The following is an 18,240-nucleotide window of genomic DNA, read 5'->3' as shown; positions in this document are numbered from 1 at the left end:
GTGTGCGGGTTTTGCGTGGGTCTTGCATCTTGGTGCCAGCTTGCGCGGGCACGCAGATGCGGGGCTCAGTCAGGCGTGCCGTGTAACGCCGCGTTGAAGCCGACTTCGCGCGTTTCTTCCGAATAGATGTCCGCGAACCAGCCCGGCGGCACCTTGTCCGGCGGGAACGCCGTGCAGCCCGCGCGCAATTCGTCGATCGTGCCGTTCTTGCACAGCTTCGATTGCGCAGTTTCGACGAGCGGCAGCTTCAGTGTCGTGCGGGCGGGGAAGTCCTTGCCGTCGAGCTTCTGTACGGCGAGCTTGAGCGCCATCGCGCCGGAGTAGGGCGGCGCGCCGTACGAGATCGACCGGTAGCCGATCGCGCGATACGCGCCTTCGCCCTTCACACTGCCCGGCGGCAGCATCTGCACGCGGTGACCGTTCGACGATTCGCCCGCGCACGGCTTGATCTTGTCGTCGGCGACGCCCGCGTCGAGTTGCATCGACGCGGCTGTGAAGCAGCCAACCTGCATCCACAGGCCGTCGATCTTGTCCCAGCTGTTGGTCGCGAGAATCTTCGACAGCTCGGTTTTCGCGGTCGCCTGGCTCCACATGCCCGTGCCTTCCGCGACGATCTTGATGCCCGGATACTTGGCGAAGACTTCCTTCGCGGCCTCGGTGCGCTCGCGATCGACCGACGTTCCCGGCACGCCCGTGATCATCACGATGTTGCCCTTGCCGTTCAGCGTCTTCGCGAGCCACTCCGCCGTGACGCGGCCGGCCTGATGCTGGTCGATCGCGACGTTGTGCGCGCACGGCTCGGTCACTTCGCCGTCGTACGCGACCACGACCACGCCCTTCGAGCAGGCGTTCTTGATCGCGCGATTAAGGGCAGTGGGAGAGATCGGATAGATGACGATCGCCTTCGCGCCGGCCTGCACCATCGAATTGATCTGCTGGATCTGCTTTTGCGCGTCGGTACCGGCGACCTGCACTTCGAGGTCGACCTTGTCCTTCAACGCGGGCGTGGCGGCCATCGCCTTGATCATATTCGCCGCTTCGGTCTGCCAATCGTTGCCGACGTAGCTCATCGACAGGAAGATCTTGTACTTGCCGGCGGCCGCGGCGCTCTGCGACAGCGTGAGCCCGCCGAGGCACGCGGCGGTGAGTGTCGCACCTAGCGCGGCGCCGCGTAGCAGCCGCCCCGCACGACCAAGGATGTGCGTCAAAACGTTCATGTCTGCCTCCAGATCCTGCAAAGGTTATGGTTCTTACGTCGTGTTTTCGTTCGGTTTTGGTTGTTGTTGTGGCTGTGGTTGCTGTAGATACTGCTTTTTTGCCGCCTTTTTACTGCCGGGACTGCTGTAGCTGCTGCGGTTTGCTGCTGCGAGGTTTAAGGTGTTTTACGGCTGGATCGCCGTGTTTTCGACATGCGGCACGCGCGCAGAAGGCGGCAAGCGCAAGCCCGCCGAACCGGGCGCGACGTCGGGGTCATGGCCGGGAATCACGATGTCGGCGATCTGCCGGATGCGCTTGAGCGACGCGAGCTCGGCCGCGGTCTCGTGCACGATGCCGACCGGCACGCCATCGACGATGTTTTCCATGCAGTTCGCGCAATCGCCGGTAATCACGACGATGCCTTCCGCCGTATTCACCGCAATCGACTGGTGCCCAGGCGTATGGCCGGGCGTTGGAATCACGCGCACGCCGGGCACGATATCGGCGATGCCGTTGACGAACTGCCAGCGGAACCACGCGAGCGGCTCGCGGCCGATCAGGAATTCCTGGTAGAACGACGCTTGTGTCGGCAGCGGCCGTCCCGCGTATTCCCATTCGAGCTGCTGCACGATAAAGCGCGCGTTGCGAAACAGCGTGTTGCCGCCCGAGTGGTCGTAGTGCAGGTGCGTGTTGATCACGATATCGACGTCGTCGGCGCGCCAGCCGACGTATTCCTTCAAAGCACGCTCGAGGCGCTCTTCAGGCGCCTGCTCGCACGGGCAAATGAAGCTGCTGACCCACGCCGGATCGTGAATGCCGGTATCGACGACGATCTTTTTCTCCGCGCCGACGATCGCGGTCGACCACACGGGAATGCGAATCTGCTGGCCATAGTGGCGCGCATAGACCAACGACGAGTGGTCGACGGTGAGCCAGCCGGTCGGCATCGCGACGACCTTGAGTTCGGGAGTAGCCACGCTCGTCTCCGCCATCAGAAGTTGACTTCGTTCGCGCCCTTGAGCTTCAGCATCGCACGCGCCTCGGCCGGTGTCGCAACTTCGAGCGACAAACCTTCGATGACCTGACGGATCTTCAGCACCTGCGCGGCGCTCGATTCGGCGAGCTTGCCGGGCTCGATCCACAACGAGTCTTCCAGACCGACGCGTGCGTGCGAGCCCTGCGCGACGCCCATCGACGCGAGCGGAATCTGATTGCGGCCCGCGCCGAGAATCGACCACACATAGTCGTTGCCGAACAGGCGATCGGCGGTGCGGCGCATATGCGCGAGGTCTTCCGGATGCGCGCCGATGCCGCCCAGCAGGCCGAATACGCTTTGCACGAAGAACGGCGGCTTGACGAGCCCGCGGTCGACGAAATGCGCGAGGTTGTACAGGTGCGAAATGTCGTAGCACTCGTGTTCGAAGCGCGTGCCGTTATCGCTGCATGAAGTCAGGATGTATTCGATATCGGCGAAGGTGTTCTTGAACACGAGGTCGCGGCTTTTCTCGAGGTGCTGGCGTTCCCAGTCGTGCTTCAGATCCTTGTAGCGGGCGAGCATCGGATACAGGCCGAAATTCATCGAGCCCATATTCAGCGATGCGACTTCGGGCTTGAAGTGGTGCGCGGGGCGCAGCCGTTCGGCAACCGTCATATGCGGGCTGCCGCCTGTCGTCAGGTTGATCACGGCGTCGGCTTCGGCCTTGATGCGCGGCAGGAATTCCTGGAAGACGGTCGGGTCCTGCGTCGGGTGGCCGTCGTTCGGGTCGCGCGCGTGCAGATGCAGGATTGCCGCGCCTTCCTTGGCCGCGGCGAGCGCCGCATTGGCGATTTCCTTTGGCGTGACCGGCAGATACGGCGACATCGACGGTGTGTGGATCGCGCCGGTCGGCGCACAGGTGATGATGACTTTACGCTTGGATGCCATGTTGTCCTCGTATTTCGTCGGGCTTCATTGCTGCGCTTTTTGCTGTGCTTCGTGGTTCTGTTGCACAGCCGGTTCGGTATGCGAAAGAAAAGCGGGCGCTACAGCACTTCGACGTTGCCGCACACCGAGATCGCCTGACCGGAAATACCCATGCCGGCGGGCGAGCATAGAAAGAGCGCGGTGGCGGCGACTTCCTCGGGTGTCGTCATGCGGCGCAGCGAGATCTTGTCGAGGTAACGCCGCTCCATGTCTTGGTACGACAGATTGAGCTGCTGCGCGCGCGCCGCGATTACGCGCTCGATGCGCGGCCCTTTGACAATGCCGGGCTGGATCGTATTGACGCGAATGCCGGACGGGCCGAGTTCGATGGCGAGGCTTTTCGTCAGGCCGACGATCGCCCATTTGGTCGCGGAGTAGGGCGTGCGATACGCGTACCCCAGCCGTCCCGCCACCGACGACAACGCGACGATCGAGCCGCCGTCGCGCGCATCGCGCAAGAGCGGCACCGCGCGGCGCGCGAAATAGAACTGCGCGTTCAGGTTGATATCGATGGTCTGTTCCCATTCGCCGACGTCGATTTCGTCGACGCCGCCGGTCGGGCCGGCAATGCCGGCGTTATTGACGAGTACGTCGAGGCCGCCGAGCTGTTTGGTGACGTCGTCGAAGACGCGTTCGACGGCGTTGCGATCCGCAACGTCCGCGAGCGTGGCGGTGATGGGTGCGCTTTTGCCGTTGCCGGACGCCTGCTCCTGCGAGCGTTGCAGCGCGTCGATCGTCTGCTCGCTTGCATCGCACACATGCACGCGTGCGCCGGTTTCGACGAACGCCTGCGCGATCGCGAGGCCGATGCCGGATGCGCCTCCGGTCACCAGCACGCGCAGGCCCGCGCGCGGCGTCAACATTGATAGAACGGTCATGCTGTCGTCTCCGTCGTTATTCGTATGAGTGATGACCCGGCGTGCGCTCGTTGTGCAACAAGGTTGTTCAACGATTCCTTACAACGCTTCGGGCTACTACGCGATACTTCGACTTCGGTACGAACGTGCTGCGAACCGATACGGCCGCGCGTTCGGCGTTTAACCCACGCCGGCGCGCGCGTATTGCGTCAGGCGCTTGCCTCCTGCTGTTCGACCAGCCGTTCGCGCAAGTCGTCGGCCGCTTCGCCGATGTCCTGCGCGATGCCCGCGCGCGCGCCTTCGCCGTCGCCGCGCCACAGCGCTTCGACGATCTTGCGGTGCGCGTCCATCGAGCGCCGCATATGCGGAATATCGGGCGCGACGAGATTGAGGAACGGGCCGATGCGCATCCACAGGTTCTGGATTGTCGCGAGCGTCACCTCGCTCGCGCCATGCGTGTAGATCGCCACGTGGAATTCGAAATTGCTGCCGAGGTAGGCGGCGACCTCGCCGGCTTCGACATGCGCGTCCATCGTGTCGAATACGTCCTGCAGCGCCGCGAGATGCGCCTTCGACATGCGCGTCGCAGCGCGTGCGGCGACGCAGCCTTCGAGCGCGATGCGCACGTCGCGCAGTTCTTCGAGCAGCTCGAGCGTCATCGGCGGCACCATCAGCGCGCGGCCGGGGCCGTCGATCAGTGCGCCTTCGGCTTGCAGACGCGTGAGCGCGGCGCGCACCGGCATCGTCGACGAACCGACCGCATCGGCGACGCCGCGCAGGCTCAGCAACTGGCCCGGCGCGAAGCGGCCGGTCATGATCGCTTCGCGCAATTGCGCGTAGACGCGGCCGGCCATCGTGTCTCTTGCCACGAGCTCGAGCGGCGGCAATTCTTTTGTCGCTACGCGGGTTGTCATGGCTTCCTCCGACGCGTCCTATGCAGATCAGTTGCGATGTGTGACCTGTGATCACACTTGTTGAGATGCAGTCTGCGCGGCTCGATCAGGTGCGTCAACTGAGGGAAAACGCGGAGCGCATTGCGCGGTGTGTCAGGACGGCGGACTCAGCTGATTCGACATCAGCTTTGCGCGGCGCGGACTGTCGCCGATCGTTTCGCATTGCTCGCCGGAGAGGCCGAAGGACACGTGAAACCCGTCTTCGGTACACAGCGTCAGGATGAAGGTCCGCTGGTCGCTCGCGAGTTCGACCGTGCACGTGTGCGCGGGGTAGACGATACGCAGGGTGTCGTCGTTGTGCTGTGCGTGCAGCGCCTTCAACGCGAGGTTCGGCAGCGTGAGGATCAATTGCTGAAGGCAGTCGCTTGGCAGATTCAGCGACCAGTCGCCGCCGTTGCGGTCGACGCCTTGCAGCGTGAAGCACGCGCCGTCTTTTGCAAGCTCGAGGCCGCTGAGATGACTGGCGTCGATGCGGCTCGCGGCCGTTGTTTCAGTCGACGTCGTTGCCTTGGTCGATGAGTTCGATTGGTTCGGTTGGGCCAATTCCGTCGGTCGGTTTGCCATTCCTGTCCCACTAAGTCGCAGCCGGCCGCGCGTGGTGCCGGCTCCCATGCTGATCTCATTGAAGCCTAGCAATGCGTAGCAGCAGGCAGTGTTCTTCCATGGTCAGGTTAATTGACTGGCAGTGGCATCACGATCGGAACTGCGCTTAGGATGACGATCGTGCGGGTCGGCGTGGAATGTTCAGAGCGCCGGCAAAATTGCTTGCCTGGCGGCGAGACTGCTGCGTATAATCGCAGGCTTCGCTGCTGCAGCAGAACTTTGTGAAGTAAAGTTCGCTCAGTGGGACAAGTCCCGGTAAAAGTCGCTTGAATACTGGGAACTTGTAGCAAAAAGCGCTTCACAAAGCACAGCGAGCCAGTTAGAATAGCGTTCTTCGTTGATTTGCAATCGGAAGTTATCCGAGAAGTTAGCAGCAAATAAGCGAGGAAAGCAGGTGGTAGCAGTCAAGCCACCGCAGTTTGCAGCAGATGGTGTGCGACATATCTGCAAAGATTATGTCCCCTTCGTCTAGAGGCCTAGGACATCACCCTTTCACGGTGAGTACAGGGGTTCGAATCCCCTAGGGGACGCCAGAATATCGGCGTGGTTTGCGGTAAGGGTGGGGTAACGCCTATATTGCAGGCAGCGCAACTTGCGGGAATTAACCGACGCTCGCAAGCAGGATAGAAAGACTGGAGTGGTAGTTCAGTCGGTTAGAATACCGGCCTGTCACGCCGGGGGTCGCGGGTTCGAGTCCCGTCCACTCCGCCAGCTTCAACCCTTGGGTTTAATCCCTTGAGGTTAAGCCAAAGGTAAAAGCCCGTTAGGGTGCGCGTCGAAGGAGCGCCTCAGCGGGCTTTTTCATTAAAGGTGTAAGCGTAGTAGCAGTAGAGCATGTCCCCTTCGTCTAGAGGCCTAGGACATCACCCTTTCACGGTGAGTACAGGGGTTCGAATCCCCTAGGGGACGCCAGACATCAACCGCGGAGAGACCGACTTCCGCGGCGCAAAGAGCAGTACTGGAGCGGTAGTTCAGTTGGTTAGAATACCGGCCTGTCACGCCGGGGGTCGCGGGTTCGAGTCCCGTCCGCTCCGCCAGACAAGTGAAAGCCCGCTGATCCGTCAGCGGGCTTTTTGCTTTGTGGCTTCGTTTGTTTTCCGGCTTCATGTGTCGTCCAACCCGGTTGTCGAGCCCGATCACGTGGGCATTCGTCGGGCAATCAGCCATTGTCAGCCGGTCCGGCGTATCTTAACGTGATCGCACCCTGCCGAATCCACCCGATCGCCGCAAGCATGCTCGACCCCACCGAAGAACCGTGCCCGTTCCAGTTGCGCGAGGCCAGCATGGACGACTTTCCGTTCGCGGAGGCGCTCACGCGCAATAACATGGGCGGCTACTACCGTCGTCACCATCTGGTTTGGCGCGGCGATCTGTTCCTCGCAAGCTGGCGCGAATCGGAAAACTTCATTCTCGAAGCCGACGGCGAACGCATCGGCGTCCTGCGTATTACCGAAGAGGGCGACTCGCTGCATATTCGCGACGTGCAGATCGCGGAAGGGCATCGTCGACGCGGCGCGGGCACGTATCTGCTGAACGTGTCGCACCGCTGGGCGCGTGCGCGCGGATTGCGCGAATTGCAGTTGCGCGTGTTCGTCGATAATCCGGCCGCGCGGCTGTATCAGCGGATGGGCTATCGGCTCGCCGGGCCGCGCCTGGCGCAGCTCGGGTCGATCCGCCATATGGCGCGGCGGGTCTAGTCAAACGAGGCTGCGCGCTTCGCGCACGGGCGTGAGAAGCGGCTCGCGAATCCGCGCGGAATGTCGTTCGCGGCACCTCGTTCGGGAAATCTCGATGGGCGATGAGTCAGTTTTCCGCGCGATCCCGCGCATGATCCCGCGCATGATCCTGTAGTGCGGCTTCATCGTGATCTTCATCCGCAAGCATCTGCTCTTCGTCCGGCATATCGTTTCCGTTCCACTCGCGATGCTCGGCGCCGCGCACGATAAACGCGCGCGGACTTTCGCCGAATTGCCGCCGGAACATCGCAGAAAACGCGCTCTGGCTTTGGTAGCCGAGCGTCTGCGCGACCTGCGCCAGCGGCCGCCCCTGACTCAATAGCGGAATCGCGCGCGCTAGCACGGCTTGCTGGCGCCATTGCGAGAAGCTCACGCCGAGTTCCTGGCGGAAGAGCCGTGCGATCGTGCGCGTGCTCGCACCGACGGCCGAGGCCGAACGTTCGAGCGAATCGGTGGCGGCCGGGTCGGCGAGCACCGCTTCGCAGAGCGCGCGCAGACGCTTTTCGGTGGGCATCGGCACGGCGAGCGGCAACGGCTCCGACCGGATGATTTCGTCTAGCGCGAGTGAGCCGAGCAGCCGTTCGCGCGCGGGCGTGAGCTCCGGCGTATCGAGCGCCGCGATCACTTCACGCAGCAGCCCCGACACCTCGACCACACGGCACGCATCGAGCGCCGGCGGCACCGCGTCTTCGTACACATAGAGCGTGCGCAAGAATGCTTCTTCGACAATCGTCACTTCGTGCAGCACATGCGGCGGCACCCAGATCGCGCGCGACGGCGGCACCATCCATGTCGTGCCGACGGTCGTCATCCGCAGCACGCCGCGCGATGCGTAGGCGACTTGCGCCCACGCGTGCGTATGCCGTGCGACGCGTACGCCGGCCGGCATCGGCCGCGATCGCACACGGATCGGATGCTGCGGCGTCGGCGCGAATTCGGGCGGGATATCGGCGAAGTCGACGCGATCCGACAGAGGAGGTTTAGTGGGTTCGATCATGGTGAACGCAATGGGCGCGAGCGGGTGGTGTAGGCCGCGCAGTTGTAGTGCACATTGTAGAGGGTCGAGATGGCAAGCCCGCAAATTGGCGAGACGACTGAGATAACGCATCGGGGAACGCCCGCGTCGCCGATAGTGGTGGGCTCCGTGGGCAAGATGGCGAGCCCGAAATGTCGAGATGGCGAAGACGGAACATCGATACAAAGGCGATGCCCGCGTCGCCGATGCCGTGGGCTCCGTGGGGCAAGATGGCGAGCCTGAATGTCGAGATGGCGAAGACAGAACATCGATACAAAGCCAATGTCCGCGTCGCCGATGCCGTGGGCTCCGTGGGCAAGATGGCGAGCCTGAAATGTCGGAATGGCGAAGACAGAACATCGATACAAAGGCAATGCCCGCGTCGCCGATGCCTGTGCACGCCGCGGAGCATAATGGCTGCCGGCTTGTTGACCGCCAAATTGCCAGCACCCTTGGCAATGCATTGCTAGCGCGTTGGCAACTCAGTTGCCAACTCAGCTGCCAAGCGAGGCGCTGCAGTGCGCGTCATTCATTGCGGTCTTCATCTGACGACGGAGGATTCTGGTCTATGCGATACGTGTTCGTGTACGGCACTTTGCGCGCCGGTGAAGTGAACGATATCGGCAAGGCTGCTGCGAGCAGCGCGCTGGCGATGCCGATTCTGGTCGGCGAGGCATCGGTGCGCGGCCGGCTGTTCGACTTCGGCAATTATCCGGGCCTCGTGCCCGACGACGACGGCGTTCACGTGAAGGGCGACGTCTATCAGATCGACGATCGTCTTGTTTCCGTGCTCGACGAAATCGAGCAGGTCTATCCGGGCGAGACGGGCCTCTTCATGGCCCACGAGGTCACGATCGACGTCAACGGCGCCGCGCTGCCTTGCCTCTACTATCCGGTGCAACGGCACGCCGTGGAAGGGCTGCCGGAAATCGGTTCGGGCGATTGGGTCGCGTACCGGCGCACGCGTCGATGACGATGAGTCGCGCGAATACCGCGGACCAGCACAAACACAAACGGTGTCGCGGACAGCGAGCGTCCGCGACACCGTTCGATCAGCACTGAGCGTTAACGCGATCGCCGCTCAGTGCGGCGTTCGTCAACGGTGACACGCGTGTCGCAAGCGAGTCAGCCGCACGAGTCACCCGCGCGAGCCACCCGAGGCACCCGAGGCCACCGGCGCCTCAAATCTCCTCATACAGCGGCAACGTCAGAAACTCGGTGAAATTCGCCGACGTCGACATCTCGCCAAAAATCTGCGCCGCGCGATCGTACGTCTTCGTGTCGCCGCCGACCGTCTGCCTGACCTTCTCCAGTTCCTGCGTCGTCAACTCCCGCACGAGTTCCGCGGTCACCTTGCGTCCGTCGTCGAGCGTGCCCTTCGACGAGCGGATCCACTGCCACACCTGCGAGCGCGAGATCTCGGCAGTGGCCGCGTCTTCCATCAGATTGTGAATCGGCACGCAGCCATTTCCCCCGAGCCACGAGCCGAGGTAGTGAATGCCGACATTGATGTTGTTGCGCAAGCCTGCTTCGGTAATCGGCGCTTCGGGGCGGAAGTCGAGCAGGTCGGTTGCCGTCACGTTGACGTCCGGGCGCTGTTTGCCGATCTGGTTCGGCCGGTCGCCGAGCACCTTGACGAACTCTTCCATCGCGATCGGCACGAGCCCCGGATGCGCGACCCAGCCGCCGTCGTAGCCGTCGGTGGCGTCGCGCGCCTTGTCCGCGCGCACACCGGCCATCGCTTTTTCGTTGGCGGCCACGTCGCTTTTGATCGGAATCAGCGCGCTCATGCCGCCGATCGCCGGCGCATTGCGACGGTGACACGTCTTCAGCAGTTCGAGCGCATAGGCGCGCATAAACGGCACGTTCATCGTGATCTGCGCGCGGTCGGCAAGGCAGAAGTCCTGATCGTTTTTAAACTTCTTGATCGCCGAAAAAATGTAGTCCCAGCGGCCCGCGTTGAGGCCCGAGCTGTGCTCGCGTAGCTCATACAGGATTTCGTCCATTTCGAACGCGGCAAGAATCGTTTCGACGAGCACGGTCGCGCGAATCGAGCCGCGCGGCACGCCGACCGCTTCCTGCGCGGCGATAAAGATATCGTTCCAGAGCCGCGCCTCGAGATGGCTTTCGAGCTTCGGCAGATAGAAATACGGGCCGCTGCCGCGCGCGAGCAATTCCTTCGCGTTATGAAACAGGAACAGCGCGAAGTCGAAGATGCCGCCCGACACGCGCTCGCCGTCGACCGTCACGTGCTTCTCTTCCAGATGCCAGCCGCGCGGACGCACGATCAAAGTCGCGATCTTGTCGTTGAGCCGATACGTCTTGCCGTTCTGCTCGAGCGAAATCGTGCGGCGCACCGCGTCCTTCAGATTGATGTGTCCGGTGATCTGGTTGTCCCAGCTCGGCGCGTTCGAATCTTCGAAGTCGGTCATGTACGAGTCCGCGCCGGAATTCAGCGCGTTGATGACCATCTTGCGTTCGACGGGCCCCGTGATCTCGACGCGCCGGCATTCGAGATCTTTCGGCAGCGGCGCGATCGTCCAGTCCGCGTCGCGAATCGACTTCGTTTGCGCAAGGAAGTCGGGCCGTTCGCCGGCGTCGAGCCGTTTGACGCGTTCGGCACGCACCTTCAGCAGTTCGCGGCGGCGCGGCTCGAACGCACGATGCAACTGCGCAACGAGATCGAGCGCCTCGCGCGTCAGAATCGTTTCGAAACCCGGCTTGATTTCACCGGTGATAGTCATCCCCTGCGGGAGCGGCAGCGGGTTCGCCATGGTTTTCTCCTTGGTCGGTCAGGTCTCAGATTCAGAAAATAATTTTATTAATGACTGTAGGTGATTGAAAAGAAGGCAAACGTCACTTGATCTTTTACTTTCATCCACCTAATCTGTGACGATTCACCGCTTTAGGGCGCGGGGGCTATCCGGCACGCATCGCGCCGCGGTTCTCCGCGCTTCCCACGCCATGGACCGTTTCAAGCAGATCGAAACCTTCGCCACCGTCGCCGCGCGCGGCAGTCTGTCGGCGGCCGCGCAGGCCGAAGGCGTGGCGCCCGCGATCATCGGCCGCCGCATTGACGCGCTCGAGGAGCGACTCGGCGTCAAGCTCTTCGTGCGCACGACGCGCCGCATCACGCTGACCTTCGAAGGCTCGGCGTTTCTCGAAGACTGTCAACGCATCCTCAATGACATGAACAACGCGGAAGCGAGCGTGTCGGCGGGCGGCATCAAAGCGAGCGGCCATCTGCGCGTCTCGGCGCCGGCGGGCTTCGGACGGCGGCACGTCGCGCCGCTCGTCGCCGCCTTCACGGCCGCGCATCCCGATGTCACCGTCACGCTCGATCTGTCCGACCGGCTTGTCGACCTCGTCAACGAAGGGTTCGACTGCGCGGTGCGTCTCGGCGAGTTGCCCGATTCGTCGTTGGTCTCGCTGCGCCTTGGCGAGAACCGGCGCGTGTGCGTCGCGGCGCCGTTGTATCTGGCGAAGCGCGGCACGCCGCAGACGCTTGCCGATCTCGCGCAGCACAACTGTCTCGCGCTCGCGGCGAGCGCGAATCAGCAGCGCGGCTGGATGTTCGAGCACGACGGCGAGATCGCCACGATCAAGGTATCGGGCACGATGGAGTGTTCGGACGGCGCTGTGCTGCACGAGTGGTGTCTCGCCGGCTATGGGCTCGCGTGGCGTTCGTGGTGGGAAGTCGGCGCCGATCTCGCGGCGGGGCGTCTCGTCACCGTGCTCGATGCATTCGCCGCGCCGCCGATCGGCATCCACGCGATGTTCGCGCAGCGCCGCCATCTGCCGCTGCGCGTGCGGCTCTTTCTCGACTTTCTTAAGGAGACCTACGCCGAGCCCGACTACTGGCAATGACGCGAAGGCGAGCGACGAGGTTCGCCGTCCTGCCCGATTTTGTGTCCTGCCGTGCGTCATGCATCGAAGTGCTTGCCGCGCGGGTTTCCGATATTCGGACTGACCCTCAAACGCCGCGTGCGGACGATTCCGGCGCACTACAATCGTCTCAGCAGGCCTCCCGCGGCCGCGCCAGTACGTGCGCCGCCGGTGTGGTGTCGCGCGAGGTCGATCGTCACCACCGCAATCGTGCACCCGCAGTCGACGACGGAGAGCACCATGTTCAAACATATCCTCGTACCGACCGATGGCTCGGAGCTGTCGAAGAAAGCGATCGACGGTGCGATCGATCTTGCGCAAGCGGTTGGCGCGCGCGTCACGGCGTATGCGTGTCTGCCGCAATATCCGTACTCGCCGTTTTCCGAAGTGGTGGTCGAGCCGCCGGTCGAGTTCCAGGACCGCAGCGAGCGCGAGGCGCGCGATCATCTGCGCGAAGTCGAAGAGGCGGCGCGCGGGGCGGGCGTCGCGTGCACGAGCCACACCAGCGTGCATCCGTCGCCGTACCTCGGCATTATCGAAGCGGCTGAGCAGGGCGGCTGCGATGTGATCTTCATGGCGTCGCATGGGCGGCGCGGCCTCGGAAGTTTGCTGATCGGCAGCGAGACGCAACGCGTGCTCACGCATACGAAGATTCCGGTGATCGTTTATCGGTGAATGCGCGTCGATGCGGGCCTGCGTGTGAAGGTGCAGGTGTTCGTGTGGGCGCTCATGGCTCACCGCGCATGACGTAGGGCAGGTCGACAGGTACACGGGCTACGTGGGCGGGCTGGGCGGCGTGAACTGCCGCTGCCCAGCCCGCACGCGCGACGGCGGTAGTCGCCGCGCACCCCCGTTAGCTTCCTTTTGCCTCGTTAAGCGACCTTCTTGTCGAGCGTGACCGGCTTCTCGAAGAACTGCTCGTCTTCTGTCGATCCGTGCAGTGCGGTCGTCGATGCTTCGCGCTCGACCGTTTGCGTGACCGCGTCGAAGTAGCCGGTGCCGACTTCGCGCTGATGCTTGACGGCGGTAAAGCCCTGTTCCGCGGCCGCAAATTCAGCCTGCTGCATTTCGACGAACGCGCTCATCTGCGTGCGCGCATAACCGTGCGCGAGATGGAACATCGAGTAGTTGAGCGCATGGAAGCCCGCCAGCGTGATGAACTGGAACTTGTAGCCCATTGCGCCGAGTTCCTTCTGGAACTTCGCGATCGTCGCGTCGTCGAGGTTCTTCTTCCAGTTGAACGACGGCGAACAGTTATACGACAGCATCTTGTCCGGGAACTGCTTGTGAATTGCTTCGGCGAATTTCTTCGCGAACTCGAGGTCGGGCTTGCCGGTCTCGCACCAGATCAGATCGGCATACGGTGCATACGCAAGGCCGCGTGACACCGCTTGCGCGAGGCCCGGCTTGGTGCGGTAAAAGCCTTCGACGGTGCGCTCGCCGGTCAGGAACGGCTTGTCGTTTTCGTCGATGTCGGAGGTGATCAGGTCCGCGGCTTCCGCGTCGGTGCGCGCGAGCAGCACGGTCGGCGTGCCGCAGATGTCCGCCGCGAGGCGCGCGGCGGTCAGCTTGGCGACGTTTTCGCGCGTCGGCACGAGCACCTTGCCGCCCATATGGCCGCATTTCTTCACCGAGGCGAGCTGGTCTTCGAAGTGCACGCCGGCCGCGCCCGCTTCGATCATCGCCTTCATCAGTTCGAACGCGTTCAGCACGCCGCCAAAACCCGCTTCGGCATCGGCGACGATCGGCGCAAAGTAGTCGAGATAGCCTTCGTCGCCGGGGTTCTTGCCTTCCGACCACTGGATCTGATCGGCGCGCGTCAGCGTGTTGTTGATGCGCTTGACGACGAGCGGCACCGAGTTGGCCGGGTACAACGACTGGTCCGGATACATTTCGCCGGCGACGTTCGCATCGCCCGCGACCTGCCAGCCCGACAGGTAGATCGCCTTGAGGCCGGCCTTGACCTGCTGCATCGCCTGGTTGCCGGTCAGTGCGCCGAGCGCGTTGACGAACGGCTCCGATTCCATCGCCGCCCAGAGTTTTTCAGCGCCGCGCTTCGCGAGCGTGTGCTCGACCGCGACCGAACCGCGCAGCCGCACGACATCCTCGGCCGTGTAGCTGCGCTTGATGCCTTTCCAGCGTGAATCGGTGTTCCATTGCTGCTGCAGCTGTTGAACCTGTTGTTCACGTGACATGGCGTGCTCCCTTTCGATAAGACTGGTTTGAACAGTGGAATCGCTGGCTTCGGTGAGCGGAGGGGTGATTGCGATGTCTCCGTTTCGCGAAGTCTTGTATAAGAGTCTAGGAGCGTGGCGGGAGTGGCAACAAGCGGTAGCGAACGTTTTTTAGTGAAATTTATCTGATAAAAATCATGTATTTAATTTCGTTGTTCCGTATTGTGGAATGAGTTTTCCTATGCTGCAACAACGCTTGTTGTGCCTTGCAGCACGATTTTTTACGACGCAAAAAAATTTTTCATATCGTGAAATGTGGGGGTGGACGTAAAAAAGCCCGCCGAAGCGGGCTTTTTGCGATCTTGTCAGGCCAGTCCTCTTTTCAGAGGCTTGGCCTGTTAATCACGACGTCGGCCGATTAGCTGCCGCGACGCGGATTGCGCGGACCGTCACTGCGGCGTGCGCCGTAGCCGCCGTCGCGCGAACCGGCGTAGCTGCCGCCGCCTTCGCCGCGCGATGCGCCGTAACCGTCGCGGCTACCGCCCGACGACTTGCCGCTCCATCCGCGGCCGCCACCATTGCCGCCGCCGTTACCACCGCCGTTGCCGCCATAGCCGCCGCCTTCACGCGAACCGCCGTAGCCGCCGCTGCCGCCCGGCTTGCCGCCGAAGCGCCGGCCGCCACTGTTGCCGCCCGGACGGCCACGGCCGCCGCCGAAACCGCCGCGGCCACCGGCCGGCGGCGCCCTGCGCGGCTCGAAGCCTGCGATGACGTTGACGGGCAGCGGCGCGCGCACAAAACGCTCGATGCGCTTCAATGCGCCTTGCTCGGCGTGATGCACGAGGCTCACTGCGATACCCGAGCGACCGGCGCGGCCCGTACGACCGATACGGTGCACGTAGTCTTCGGCGAACTTCGGCAGATCGTAGTTGAACACGTGCGTGATGCCGGGGATATCGATGCCGCGCGCCGCGACGTCGGTAGCGACGAGCACGCGCACGCGGCGCTCGCGCAGCGCTCGGATCGTGCGGTTACGTGCGCCTTGCGGCAGGTCGCCGTGCAGCGCGGCCGACTGGAAGCCCGCGTCGGCAAGACGGCCGGCGAGTTGGTCCGCGTCGCTCTTCGTTGCGGTAAAGACGATGGCCTGATCGAGGCCCTCGTCGCGCAACAGATGGTCGAGCAGGCGGTCCTTGTGGTCGCGGTCGTCCACGTAATGCACGGTTTGCGCGATATTGGCGCGCTGCTCGATACGCTGCGTGATTTCGATGCGCTCGGGATCCTTCAGCAGACGGCTCGTCAGCGAGCCGATCTTGCCGTCGAGCGTCGCGGAGAAAAGCATGGTCTGGCGCGAAGCGGGCGTTGCGGCGACGATCGTTTCGATGTCGTCGATAAAGCCCATGTCGAGCATCCGATCGGCTTCGTCGAGCACGAGCATCTGCAGTTCCGACAGATCGATACGGCCGCGCTCCAGATGGTCGAGCAGACGGCCCGGCGTCGCGACGAGAATTTCGGGGTTCTTGGCAAGCAGCATCAACTGCTGGCCGTAGGCGACGCCGCCGAGAATGCTGACCGTGCGCAGCCGGCGCAGGTGCTTGCCGTACGTCGACGCGGCCGTAGTGACCTGCATGGCGAGTTCACGCGTCGGCGTGAGCACGAGCAGGCCCGGGCGTGCGACCGGTTGCGGACGGCGCACGCGGCGATCGGCGCCGCGCGGGTCGCGCGCATCGCCCGCTGCACGAGGTTGCTGGGCCTGGGTTTTTTGCAACTGGGCGAAGCGCTCGATGGCCGGCAGCATGAAGGCGGCCGTCTTGCCCGAACCGGTCGGGCTCGAGACGAGCAGATCGCGCCCGGCGATGCCTGCCGGAATCGCGCGTTGCTGGACCGGTGTCGGCGCCGTGTACCCGGCCGCGAGCACTGCGGAAAGAATCTCCTCGGAAAGCCCGAGCGACGCGAAGGTCGGGCCTTGATCGGCGCCGGCTGCGTCCGCTGCATTGCCCGCATTCGCTGCGACGGCCGGTGCCTCGGCACGCGCCGCCGGTGCTTCGGCGGTGGAGGGCGTGTCAAGACCGAGGACGGCGTCGGCGATTGCGTTCAACGGGCTGGTGGTGTTGCTCGAAGTCATGAAAATCCTTGAAGCATGGGAACGAACCCCTTGGATCAAACCAGGGGATGAAACGTCGGCGCCAATCGGCATTACCCAAGTTGTCGGATTCAGCGAGCAGACAGCAGCGAGCAAACCGTAAAACGGGGGCAGCTCGCAACAATAAAGGCGAGCTTTTCGTTAGAAGCTGTATCGGATGCGGCGCGCCGGGAGGGCTTGCCGCCAGCCTTACGTGGTGGCCCGTAGAGTGGCAGGGCCCGTGGCAGGGAGGTGACAGGTTCTAAACTGGATTGGAGCAAAACGCTTTACTGCACCTGCTATTGCAAGTGCAGCGGCGATTATAGCTAACTTTGCTGCACCGCGCCACTCATTTGACACGAAAGCTTCACGCGTCAGACAAATGACGCAAGGGTGTTTGTCTTAGAAATACTGAGCGTTGGCGCGAAGCTTAGGCGCCGTTTTAGGCACCGCCGCTTTTCAGCGATTCGACGAGCTCGATATATTCCTGTCTGGCAGTCTCGGGCGCGAGACCTTTCAATGCGGCCCATGCGTCGTGTTTGAATTTGCCGGCGATATCAGCGAAGCCCGGCCGTTCGTCGGGTGCGTCGCCGACGGTTGCCTGTTTGTAGAGTCCGTAGAGGCGCAGTAGCGTGAGATCGCCGGGTCGTTCGGGCAACTGCTTTACGTCGTTGACTGCCTGGTTGAAGCGTGTGTCGACGTCGCTCATGGAAGTCTCCGCGGAAGTTCGGATTGGCCGACGATCATAACAAGCACGGCGGCACAAGTGCGAACCTGTGTGGCATGCGGATGTGTGGCGTCGCGTCGGCTTCGCGACCGGTGCGCGAGGGTCGCGCATTACAATACCGTCCATGACTGAAACAGTGCTGCTTGCCCTCGATACATCGACCGAATTCTGCTCGGTCGCGTTGCTGGCCGTTGCGAATCCGCCTGCGGGTTCGTCATCGGGTTTGTCCTCGGGTGCGTCCTCGGGGTCGTCTTCAGGTTCGTCCTCAGGTTCATTGATCGCATCGGCCGATGCGTATCATGAGCCGCGCGTCTGGTCGCGTCACGAATCGACCGGCGCGGTGTCGAGCACGCGCCTCCTGCCCGCGATTCGCGAGTTGTTCGACGAAGCCGGTTACGCGCTGAGCGCATGCGATGCGATCGCGTTCGGTGCGGGCCCGGGCTCGTTCACGGGCTTGCGCACGGCGACCGGCGTCGCGCAGGGGCTCGCGTTCGGGCTCGGCTGCCCGGTCGTGCCGATCGGCACGCTGGCGGCGTGCGCCGAAAGCGCGCGACGGCGCGATCCGTCGGCGACGCGCGTGCTTGCCGCACTCGATGCGCGGATGGACGAAGTTTATTGGGCCGACTATGCGTGGGACGATGCGCTGCAAGACTGGCGCGCGGTTCGTGCAGCAGCGCTCGATGCGCCCGAACGGATCGCCGCGCCCGACGCGCCGTACACGCTGGCCGGCAACGCGGCGGCGGCGTTCGGCGGGCGGCTTGCGGTCGCCGCGGGCGCGCGCGTGATCGATGGCGAAGCGCTGCCGCATGCGCTGCCGATCGCGTTCGCCGCGTTGCGCGCATGGCGTGCGGGCCGCGCGGTGCCGGCCGATCAGGCGGCGCCCGAATACGTGCGCGATAAGGTCGCGCTGACCACAGCGGAGCGGCTCGCGGCGAAGGCCGCGCAACAGATGCCGGACGCTGCGGGCGAGGCGGTGGCGGCAAGTGGACGAACGCGCGGCAAACTGGGCGG

General features: G+C 63.4%; 15 protein-coding genes, 4 tRNA genes and 1 pseudogene. 9 read left to right on the top strand and 11 right to left on the bottom strand.

Annotated features, from left to right (window positions below; all coding sequences use genetic code 11):
• Positions 1-65: 65 nt before the first annotated feature.
• From KZJ38_RS13700 to KZJ38_RS13675, 6 genes are all read right to left on the bottom strand, one after another.
• Entirely contained in the window at positions 66-1,217 is a 1,152-nt protein-coding gene (locus tag KZJ38_RS13700) for a sugar ABC transporter substrate-binding protein (RefSeq protein ID WP_246641468.1), read from the bottom strand.
• Between the two features lie 165 nt (positions 1,218-1,382).
• On the bottom strand, positions 1,383-2,144 hold the full coding sequence (locus tag KZJ38_RS13695) for an N-acyl homoserine lactonase family protein (RefSeq protein ID WP_219800324.1): 762 nt from the start codon (positions 2,142-2,144) through the stop codon (positions 1,383-1,385).
• 44 nt (positions 2,145-2,188) lie between these two features.
• Positions 2,189-3,121, bottom strand: coding sequence for a 3,5-dioxohexanoate:acetyl-CoA acetone transferase (kce, locus tag KZJ38_RS13690; RefSeq protein ID WP_219796416.1), 933 nt, complete (start codon positions 3,119-3,121; stop codon positions 2,189-2,191).
• 98 nt (positions 3,122-3,219) lie between these two features.
• On the bottom strand, positions 3,220-4,038 hold the full coding sequence (locus KZJ38_RS13685; protein WP_219796414.1) for an SDR family oxidoreductase: 819 nt from the start codon (positions 4,036-4,038) through the stop codon (positions 3,220-3,222).
• 188 nt (positions 4,039-4,226) lie between these two features.
• Complete coding sequence (locus KZJ38_RS13680; protein ID WP_219796413.1) at positions 4,227-4,931, bottom strand: GntR family transcriptional regulator; 705 nt, start codon at positions 4,929-4,931, stop codon at positions 4,227-4,229.
• 132 nt (positions 4,932-5,063) lie between these two features.
• A complete protein-coding gene (locus KZJ38_RS13675) occupies positions 5,064-5,513 on the bottom strand; it encodes a hypothetical protein (protein ID WP_219796412.1) in 450 nt (149 codons plus the stop codon).
• A 517-nt stretch (positions 5,514-6,030) separates the two neighbouring features.
• Here KZJ38_RS13675 and KZJ38_RS13670 point away from each other — a divergent pair.
• The 5 genes from KZJ38_RS13670 (at position 6,031) to KZJ38_RS13650 (ending at position 7,270) form a co-directional block, all read left to right on the top strand.
• Positions 6,031-6,106, top strand: a tRNA-Glu gene (locus KZJ38_RS13670).
• Between the two features lie 101 nt (positions 6,107-6,207).
• Positions 6,208-6,284 (top strand) — tRNA-Asp (locus KZJ38_RS13665).
• Between the two features lie 125 nt (positions 6,285-6,409).
• Positions 6,410-6,485 (top strand) — tRNA-Glu (locus KZJ38_RS13660).
• 48 nt (positions 6,486-6,533) lie between these two features.
• Positions 6,534-6,610, top strand: a tRNA-Asp gene (locus tag KZJ38_RS13655).
• Positions 6,611-6,805: 195 nt separating this feature from the next.
• Complete coding sequence (locus KZJ38_RS13650) at positions 6,806-7,270, top strand: GNAT family N-acetyltransferase (protein ID WP_075156839.1); 465 nt, start codon at positions 6,806-6,808, stop codon at positions 7,268-7,270.
• A 106-nt stretch (positions 7,271-7,376) separates the two neighbouring features.
• On the opposite strand, the gene KZJ38_RS13645 is transcribed toward KZJ38_RS13650, so the two are convergent.
• Positions 7,377-8,306: an AraC family transcriptional regulator gene (locus KZJ38_RS13645; protein WP_219796411.1), complete on the bottom strand. Its 930-nt coding sequence runs from the start codon at positions 8,304-8,306 to the stop codon at positions 7,377-7,379.
• Between the two features lie 586 nt (positions 8,307-8,892).
• Between KZJ38_RS13645 and KZJ38_RS13640 the strand changes: the two genes are divergently transcribed.
• Positions 8,893-9,297 carry a gamma-glutamylcyclotransferase family protein gene (locus KZJ38_RS13640; RefSeq protein ID WP_219796410.1) on the top strand — a complete coding sequence of 135 codons (405 nt, stop codon included), beginning with the start codon at positions 8,893-8,895 and terminating at the stop codon, positions 9,295-9,297.
• A 208-nt stretch (positions 9,298-9,505) separates the two neighbouring features.
• Here the strand turns inward: KZJ38_RS13640 and aceB are convergent, their stop codons facing one another.
• On the bottom strand, positions 9,506-11,098 hold the full coding sequence (gene aceB, locus KZJ38_RS13635; protein ID WP_219796408.1) for a malate synthase A: 1,593 nt from the start codon (positions 11,096-11,098) through the stop codon (positions 9,506-9,508).
• Between the two features lie 190 nt (positions 11,099-11,288).
• On the opposite strand from aceB, the gene KZJ38_RS13630 reads away from it, so the two are divergent.
• Together KZJ38_RS13630 and KZJ38_RS13625 are read left to right on the top strand one after the other, a co-directional pair.
• On the top strand, positions 11,289-12,191 hold the full coding sequence (locus KZJ38_RS13630) for a LysR family transcriptional regulator (RefSeq protein ID WP_219796407.1): 903 nt from the start codon (positions 11,289-11,291) through the stop codon (positions 12,189-12,191).
• 258 nt (positions 12,192-12,449) lie between these two features.
• The gene (locus KZJ38_RS13625; protein WP_075158740.1) at positions 12,450-12,884 is read left to right on the top strand and encodes a universal stress protein; all 435 of its coding nucleotides are present in this window, start codon (positions 12,450-12,452) and stop codon (positions 12,882-12,884) included.
• 197 nt (positions 12,885-13,081) lie between these two features.
• Here the strand turns inward: KZJ38_RS13625 and aceA are convergent, their stop codons facing one another.
• The 3 genes from aceA to KZJ38_RS13610 form a co-directional block, all read right to left on the bottom strand.
• A complete protein-coding gene (aceA, locus tag KZJ38_RS13620) occupies positions 13,082-14,404 on the bottom strand; it encodes an isocitrate lyase (RefSeq protein WP_219796406.1) in 1,323 nt (440 codons plus the stop codon).
• A 397-nt stretch (positions 14,405-14,801) separates the two neighbouring features.
• Positions 14,802-16,505 carry a DEAD/DEAH box helicase gene (locus KZJ38_RS13615; RefSeq protein ID WP_219796402.1) on the bottom strand — a complete coding sequence of 568 codons (1,704 nt, stop codon included), beginning with the start codon at positions 16,503-16,505 and terminating at the stop codon, positions 14,802-14,804.
• A gap of 439 nt (positions 16,506-16,944) precedes the next feature.
• Positions 16,945-17,211: an acyl-CoA-binding protein gene (locus tag KZJ38_RS13610; protein ID WP_219796401.1), complete on the bottom strand. Its 267-nt coding sequence runs from the start codon at positions 17,209-17,211 to the stop codon at positions 16,945-16,947.
• Between the two features lie 142 nt (positions 17,212-17,353).
• On the opposite strand from KZJ38_RS13610, the pseudogene tsaB reads away from it, so the two are divergent.
• A pseudogene (gene tsaB, locus KZJ38_RS13605) lies at positions 17,354-18,176 on the top strand (tRNA (adenosine(37)-N6)-threonylcarbamoyltransferase complex dimerization subunit type 1 TsaB); the annotation flags it as partial.
• Between the last annotated feature and the right edge of the window lie 64 nt (positions 18,177-18,240).

The organism is Paraburkholderia edwinii (assembly GCF_019428685.1).
Lineage (GTDB): Bacteria > Pseudomonadota > Gammaproteobacteria > Burkholderiales > Burkholderiaceae > Paraburkholderia > Paraburkholderia edwinii.
This window is presented reverse-complemented; position numbering and strand designations above follow the sequence as displayed.